Annotated in this window: 8 protein-coding genes; 1 reads left to right on the top strand and 7 read right to left on the bottom strand. The window is 50.9% G+C overall.

The window, feature by feature from the left end; all coding sequences use genetic code 11:
* The 7 genes from Q7V48_15015 to Q7V48_15045 all read right to left on the bottom strand — a co-directional run.
* On the bottom strand, positions 1–533 hold a 533-nt coding region (locus Q7V48_15015), incomplete at its 3' end, for a TAXI family TRAP transporter solute-binding subunit (protein ID MDO9212037.1).
* A 140-nt stretch (positions 534–673) separates the two neighbouring features.
* A complete protein-coding gene (locus Q7V48_15020; GenBank protein ID MDO9212038.1) occupies positions 674–1,090 on the bottom strand; it encodes a hypothetical protein in 417 nt (138 codons plus the stop codon).
* Between the two features lie 10 nt (positions 1,091–1,100).
* A complete protein-coding gene (locus Q7V48_15025; GenBank protein ID MDO9212039.1) occupies positions 1,101–2,288 on the bottom strand; it encodes a CoA transferase in 1,188 nt (395 codons plus the stop codon).
* Positions 2,289–2,290: 2 nt separating this feature from the next.
* Positions 2,291–2,725, bottom strand: coding sequence for a cobalamin B12-binding domain-containing protein (locus tag Q7V48_15030; GenBank protein MDO9212040.1), 435 nt, complete (start codon positions 2,723–2,725; stop codon positions 2,291–2,293).
* Positions 2,726–2,739: 14 nt separating this feature from the next.
* Positions 2,740–4,404: a methylmalonyl-CoA mutase family protein gene (locus Q7V48_15035; protein ID MDO9212041.1), complete on the bottom strand. Its 1,665-nt coding sequence runs from the start codon at positions 4,402–4,404 to the stop codon at positions 2,740–2,742.
* Positions 4,405–4,535: 131 nt separating this feature from the next.
* Entirely contained in the window at positions 4,536–4,742 is a 207-nt protein-coding gene (locus tag Q7V48_15040) for a hypothetical protein (GenBank protein MDO9212042.1), read from the bottom strand.
* A 127-nt stretch (positions 4,743–4,869) separates the two neighbouring features.
* Positions 4,870–5,184 (bottom strand): HNH endonuclease, encoded by a 315-nt coding sequence (locus Q7V48_15045; GenBank protein ID MDO9212043.1) that lies wholly within the window; start codon positions 5,182–5,184, stop codon positions 4,870–4,872.
* 132 nt (positions 5,185–5,316) lie between these two features.
* Between Q7V48_15045 and Q7V48_15050 the strand changes: the two genes are divergently transcribed.
* A partial coding sequence (locus tag Q7V48_15050) for an AMP-binding protein (GenBank protein MDO9212044.1) occupies positions 5,317–5,737 on the top strand: 421 nt, incomplete at its 3' end.

Below are 5,737 nucleotides of genomic sequence, written 5' to 3' on the forward strand. Positions count from 1 at the left end.
GCTACGGAAAGATATTTGGCATCAAAATCCGTAAACTTTAGCCCCAAAGCATCGAGGGCGTATTTGATCATCCCGTATGAACCGCCTCCCTTTGGGCCAAAGGAAAACCTTTTCCCTTTAAAATCATAAATGGTGTTTCCAGGGAAGGTTTTACGGCATCCCCAGTGCCAGTCCCCTTTATACATGGCGAAGATCGCCCGATGCTCGTATTTAGGAAGTCCTCCCTTGCCGTTGAAAAGCTCCCAATTCCATTCGTTTGAAGACAACCCGATTTTCAGCGTGCCACTTTTGATGCGGATGAGGTTTTCTCCCGACCCGGCGGTGAGCTGGGCAGTAAGCTGTACATCTTTGGAAAACTGGGACACTACCTTGGCCGCTCCCCCTCCCCATATATAGACTTCTCCCCCTGCCCCGGCCGTTCCCAGCATGAACCGATACTTCTTCTCAGCGGCCAGACCCGGGGAAATAGTCAGATGAAATAAAAAAATTATTGCTACTGCGAAAAAAACAACAAAAAAATGTGTTTTTCTCATTGCTATACCCTCCTTCTGATTTGACCCAAAAAAATTTTCTTTTTCCTTTTGCCTATTTCCCCACATAAATTTTTTAAGGATTTTTGATTGTTGATTTTATTCTCTCTGTGCCCTCTGGGTTCTCTGTGGCTAAATCTCGGTCATTCCGCAGGGACAGATTCCACCTCCACGGAGAAATTGCTGGGCATGTTTTCGGTCAATAGGGGAATCGTGATCTTCCCCTCTTCTTTGGGCTGGAGCACCGGAAGGTCACCCGCCTTTTTCGCTTTCTCTGGAATGAAACCGGCGGCGGACGTCCCATCAGGGGTGCTAACCATCACCGAATATCTTTCCTTTTTCTCCGAAAGGTTCCGGATCTTCACCTCAAAATGCAAGGCCGGTTTTCCTTCACCGAATTCTTTAAGAACCTTCAAGTAATAATCAATTTTCAAAATCTGAACCTGGGGGGAAGCCACCAAAGAAATGCTATGTTTTTCCCCCGCCGCCTGAAGAAGGATAGGACTTCCGAGAACGAAAATGACTCCCCCTATGGCCAAAACATAAAAAAGCCTTTTCATGGTTCCCCTCCTATATAATTTTTTTATCCCGAAGCCGCTGAATTTCCGCTGCTTGGAAATTCAGGAGTTCTCTTAGAATTTGGTCTGTGTGCTCCCCCAAAGCCGGAGGGGGGCTAAAAACTTCTTTCTTGGTCTGGGACATTTTGATCGGGTTTCCCAAAAGCTTCATCTTTTCCCCCGAACGATGGGTGGTTTCCACAACCATATCCCGGGAAAGAATCTGCGGATCGCTCAGGGCCTTATCTACGGGGTTGATCGGTCCAACAGGAACGCGGCTTTCCAGCCTCTCCAGCCATTCTTCGCCACTTTTCTGTAAAAAAACCTCTTCCAGGATGGCGTAGAGTGCTTCTTTGTTTTTCAGGCGGTCGGCGCGGGTCAGGAAACGGGGATCGGAGGCCAGATCTTTCCGGCCCACTCCGTCGCATAGCTCCTGAAAAAATTTATCCGTATTGGCATCGATGACGATGGGAAAGGTTTTGGTCCTGAAGGCCCTGATGGGAATGGCGGAGACATGCCCGGACCCAACGGGTTCAGCAATCTCGCCGGCGTACAGGTTATAAAGACCCCGGTAGATCAAAAGAGCGATCTGGCAATCGAGTAAGCTGAGATCGATCCGTTGGCCCGTGCCTGTTTTCTCCCGCTGATAGAGCGCCGCCAGGACTCCATGAACGGAAAATAGGCCCCCGGCCAGGTCCCCCATGGGAGCTCCCATACGGACGGGCATTTTCCCCGGCTCCCCCGTGTAGCTCATGATCCCGCCGCGAGCCTGGATGATCAGGTCAAAAGCCGGCCGGTCTTTGAACGGCCCTGTCTGCCCATACCCCGATACGGAACAGCTAATGATCCGGGGGTTGATCCCTTTCAATGTCTCGTAATCGATTCTCAGCTTTTCCAAAACCCCCGGCCGAAAATTGTCAAAGACAACATCGGACTCGCCGACCAAGCGGTAGAAGATATCCAGACCTTCCTTGGCTTTCAAGTCCAAGGTCATGGATTTCTTGTTGCGGTTGATGCTGATGAAATAAACGCTTTCCCCCTGGAAGAAATGGGGCGGCATTCCCCGTCCAATGTCCCCCTCGCCTGGCTTTTCAATCTTGATCACCTCAGCGCCCAGATCAGCCATTATCATCGTTCCATACGGTCCAGCTAAAAGCTGGGATAGATCCAGTATGCGGATGCCCGAGAGTGGTGTGCTCATTCTCATATTTCTTCCTTTGTCAATGTTTCCCCCCTCTTGCAGGAGACTTGCTCACGAATGAACTGCTCAATCTCTTCCAGGGTAGAGTGCACCGGGAAAACACCATCGATTCCTTGGGCCTTTAACAATGGGATATCCTCTTTGGGAATGATCCCCCCGACCAACACCAGGATGTCCTTTATCCCCTTCGCTCGCAACCGGGCCATCAGTTCCTCGGCCAGTTCTATATGGGAGCCGGAGAGGATGCTCAACCCGAGGACATCGACGTCCTCCTGCACTGCCGCTGAGACGATCTGCTCCATGCTCTGTCTCAGGCCGGTATAAATGACCTCCATCCCGGCGTTGCGCAGCCTCTGAATCACTACCTTAGCGCCGACGTCATGCCCGTCCAAACCTGCCTTGGCTATCAAAACCCTTATGGGCCTTGCTTTTTCCATTGCTGACTCCTTGCTTAAACTGTTCTGGGCTCCTTGTATTCTCCGAACACCTGTTTCAAGGTAGCAGTTATTTCCCCGATGGTAGCCCGCGCTTCCACAGCCGGGAAGAGCGCTGGAAAGATATTCTCTTCGTTCTGGGCTGCCTGGCGAAGTCCAGAGAGCGTTTCCTGTACCTTTTTAGGATCTCGGCGGCCTTTCACTGCCTTCAGCCTTGTGATTTGAGCCTCCCGGATCTTTGCGTCTGCCCGGTAGACCTCAAGAGGTTTTTCCTCTTCCTGAGAGGTGAAACGGTTGACACCCACTAATACTTTTTCTCCCCGGGAGATCCTCTCCTGGAGTTCGTAGCTTTGCTTAGCCAAATCTCTTTGTAACGCGCCCTCTTCGATGGCTTTGACGATTCCTCCCCGGCTCTCGATATCGGCCATGGTCTTACGCATCTGCTCTTCCATTTGATTGGTCAAAGATTCTACGTAATACGATCCCGCCAGGGGATCCACGGTATCCGTTACCCCGGTTTCATAGGCTAAAATTTGCTGCACCCTTAAAGAAGTGCGAATGGCCAGGTCTGTGGGAATGGCGTAGGCTTCATCAAAGCAGGCCATGTTTAGAGAGCGCGTCCCGGCCAAAACTGCAGCCAGGCCAAAATAAGCCGCCCGGGCGATGTTGTTCAATGGCTCTGCCGCAGTCATTCCTCCCCCTAATGCTCCGGTAGAGAACTTCAGGCGCATGGACTCGGGGTTTTTTGCTCCATAGCGTTCCTTCATAAGCTTTGCCCAGAGCCGCCGGCCGGCCCTTAGCTTGGCTACGTCCTCGAAGAGATGAAAATTTCTCCCGCCCACGGCCATATGGAACACAACCAGGGGAGCTACTTGGTCGATGGAATAGCCCCGTTTCAGTACCTCGTCAATGTAGGCTAAGGCGTTGAGGAACGGCAGGGAAACGGACTGCTCAGCCTTGGCTCCGTACTCGCAGAGGTGGGTGGCTGAGACGCTGATGGGGTTAAAACGGGGGATATGGTTGATGCAATACTCGATCGTATCGGCGATTAAGCGCATCGATGGCTTGGGCGAAAAGATCCAGGTTCCCCTGGCCACATATTCCTTCAGGATGTCATTCTGGACCGTCCCGCGCAGTTGCTCTGGAACGGCCCCTTGTTTCTTTGCCGCCAGGACATACATAGCAAGGATGACCGCCGCTGTGGAGTTGATCGTGAAGGAGGTGCTCATGCGGTCCAAAGGGATGTCCTCAAAAATCCGCTCCATGTCATCAAGAGTATCAACGGCAACCCCGAGCTTTCCCACATCATACTTGCCTTGAGGATCATCCGAGTCCATTCCCAACTGGGTTGGAAGATCGAAGGCCAGGCTCAATCCGGTTTGCCCGCTCTTGAGCAGGAACTTGAACCGCTTATTGGTCTCCTCGCTGGTGGCCATGCCAGCATAAGGCCGCATGGTCCAGAGCTGGTTGCGGTACATGGTGGGGTAGATTCCCCGGGTGAATGGATAGGCTCCTGGTTCGCCCAGATCGCGCTGAGAATCGAACCCTTGAAGATCCTCGGGTCCGTAAAAAACTTTCACTTCTTTACCAAAACTCGTGTATGCTTCCCGCACGCTCTTTTTCTTTTTGCCGCCTTCTGCGGGGACTCCCCCCTTTTCCACGGCAATATCCGACGTGTTCATCCTTTTCTCTCCTTCTCGATTAGCCGGCATAATAGGTTTCCTCCCTTCACCAAATCCAGGGCATCCGCCATGAACTTCTTGATTTAAATTATCGGCTTTTCCATTTGACTCATGTTGCTGTTAAGCACAGCTTATATCGTGGCGCGGGGGCCAGGGGGCTGAGCGCCGGCAGCATCGGCCGGGAGAAAAACCTTGAAGGAAGGGATTGGCTGGGTTTCCGCATATTGAGGCGGGGGCATTCCCCCGCCTAATCCATGGAACGTCGAGCGCCTCATGATGCCCAGCGAAGCGCCCTGGCCCCCGCGCCTGTGAAAGCCACCGGTAACGATAACTCTCAAACAAACTAATTCCTAAACAACAGGTTAACATGAGTTAAATGGAAAAGCTTATTAACTTATTTCCTCAACGGGAATTGCTTATTTGTTTCATTTCTTGGGATGACTCTATTATTCCGTTGCCGGAAAGTCAATGCCTACCCTTATCTTTTCCAAAGGAGTTTTGAAGGTATGCCTCCCATTCCATAGGAAGAAGGTATTTTTTTTTATTGTTGCACTCTTTGCAAACCGGGACTACGTTTCCCTTGGTGGTCTTGCCGCCACGTATAATCGGAACGATATGGTCCATGGACAATTCCGCAGGCGGGAAATGGCGCCGGCAATAATGGCATTGGCCCCGGGCCAGACGCTGGTTCCACCAGCGGGTTTTGCGCAGGGCCCTGGCCTTTTCCCGCTCTCTTTTTATTTCTTCTTCACTTACCTGAATAATGAATGGTTCTGGCATTTTTTAAATTTTAATCCTTTGCTTTCCCCCGAGCAATAAAATTATTGATTATTTTCCTTGCAAAAATCTTTTTTTTTACGCCATAAGGGCTCTATGAAGTTCAGAAAAATTGCCTTGTAAAAGAGAAATATAATGGAAAAACCCTGGTACAAATCCTATGTCAAAGGTGTAGCCTATACTCTGCAATACGAGAAAATAACCATGCCCCAGGCTCTCACCCGCAGCGTCAACCAATTCCCTGATAAGACGGCCCTAATTTTCATCGATTCCAGGATTTCTTACAAACAACTCGATGATAGGGTCAACCGTTTTGCCAATGCCCTTATCGACCTTGGGGTAAAACCCGGGGATAAAGTGGCCATGCTCATGCCCAACATGCCCCAACTGGTTGCAGCCACGTATGGGGCCTGGAGAGCCGGAGCGGTGGTGATTATGAATAATCCGCTGTACACGGATAAAGAGCTGGAATACCAATTCAATAATTCGGAATCATCCTTCCTGATTACCTTGGATCTTTTAGGCCCGCGGATGATCGCCCTCAAGCCGAAAACCC

Source organism: Deltaproteobacteria bacterium (assembly GCA_030654105.1).
In the GTDB taxonomy this organism is placed as follows: domain Bacteria; phylum Desulfobacterota; class SM23-61; order SM23-61; family SM23-61; genus JAHJQK01.

What these genes read in the sequence shown, in the direction of transcription:
- Q7V48_15020 (MDO9212038.1), bottom strand. Translation starts at nt 1,090, where the DNA reads ATGAAAAGGCTTTTTTATGTTTTGGCCATAGGGGGAGTCATTTTCGTT.
- Q7V48_15035 (MDO9212041.1), bottom strand. Translation starts at nt 4,404, where the DNA reads ATGAACACGTCGGATATTGCCGTGGAAAAGGGGGGAGTCCCCGCAGAA.
- Q7V48_15025 (MDO9212039.1), bottom strand. Translation starts at nt 2,288, where the DNA reads ATGAGCACACCACTCTCGGGCATCCGCATACTGGATCTATCCCAGCTT.
- Q7V48_15045 (MDO9212043.1), bottom strand. Translation starts at nt 5,184, where the DNA reads ATGCCAGAACCATTCATTATTCAGGTAAGTGAAGAAGAAATAAAAAGA.
- Q7V48_15030 (MDO9212040.1), bottom strand. Translation starts at nt 2,725, where the DNA reads ATGGAAAAAGCAAGGCCCATAAGGGTTTTGATAGCCAAGGCAGGTTTG.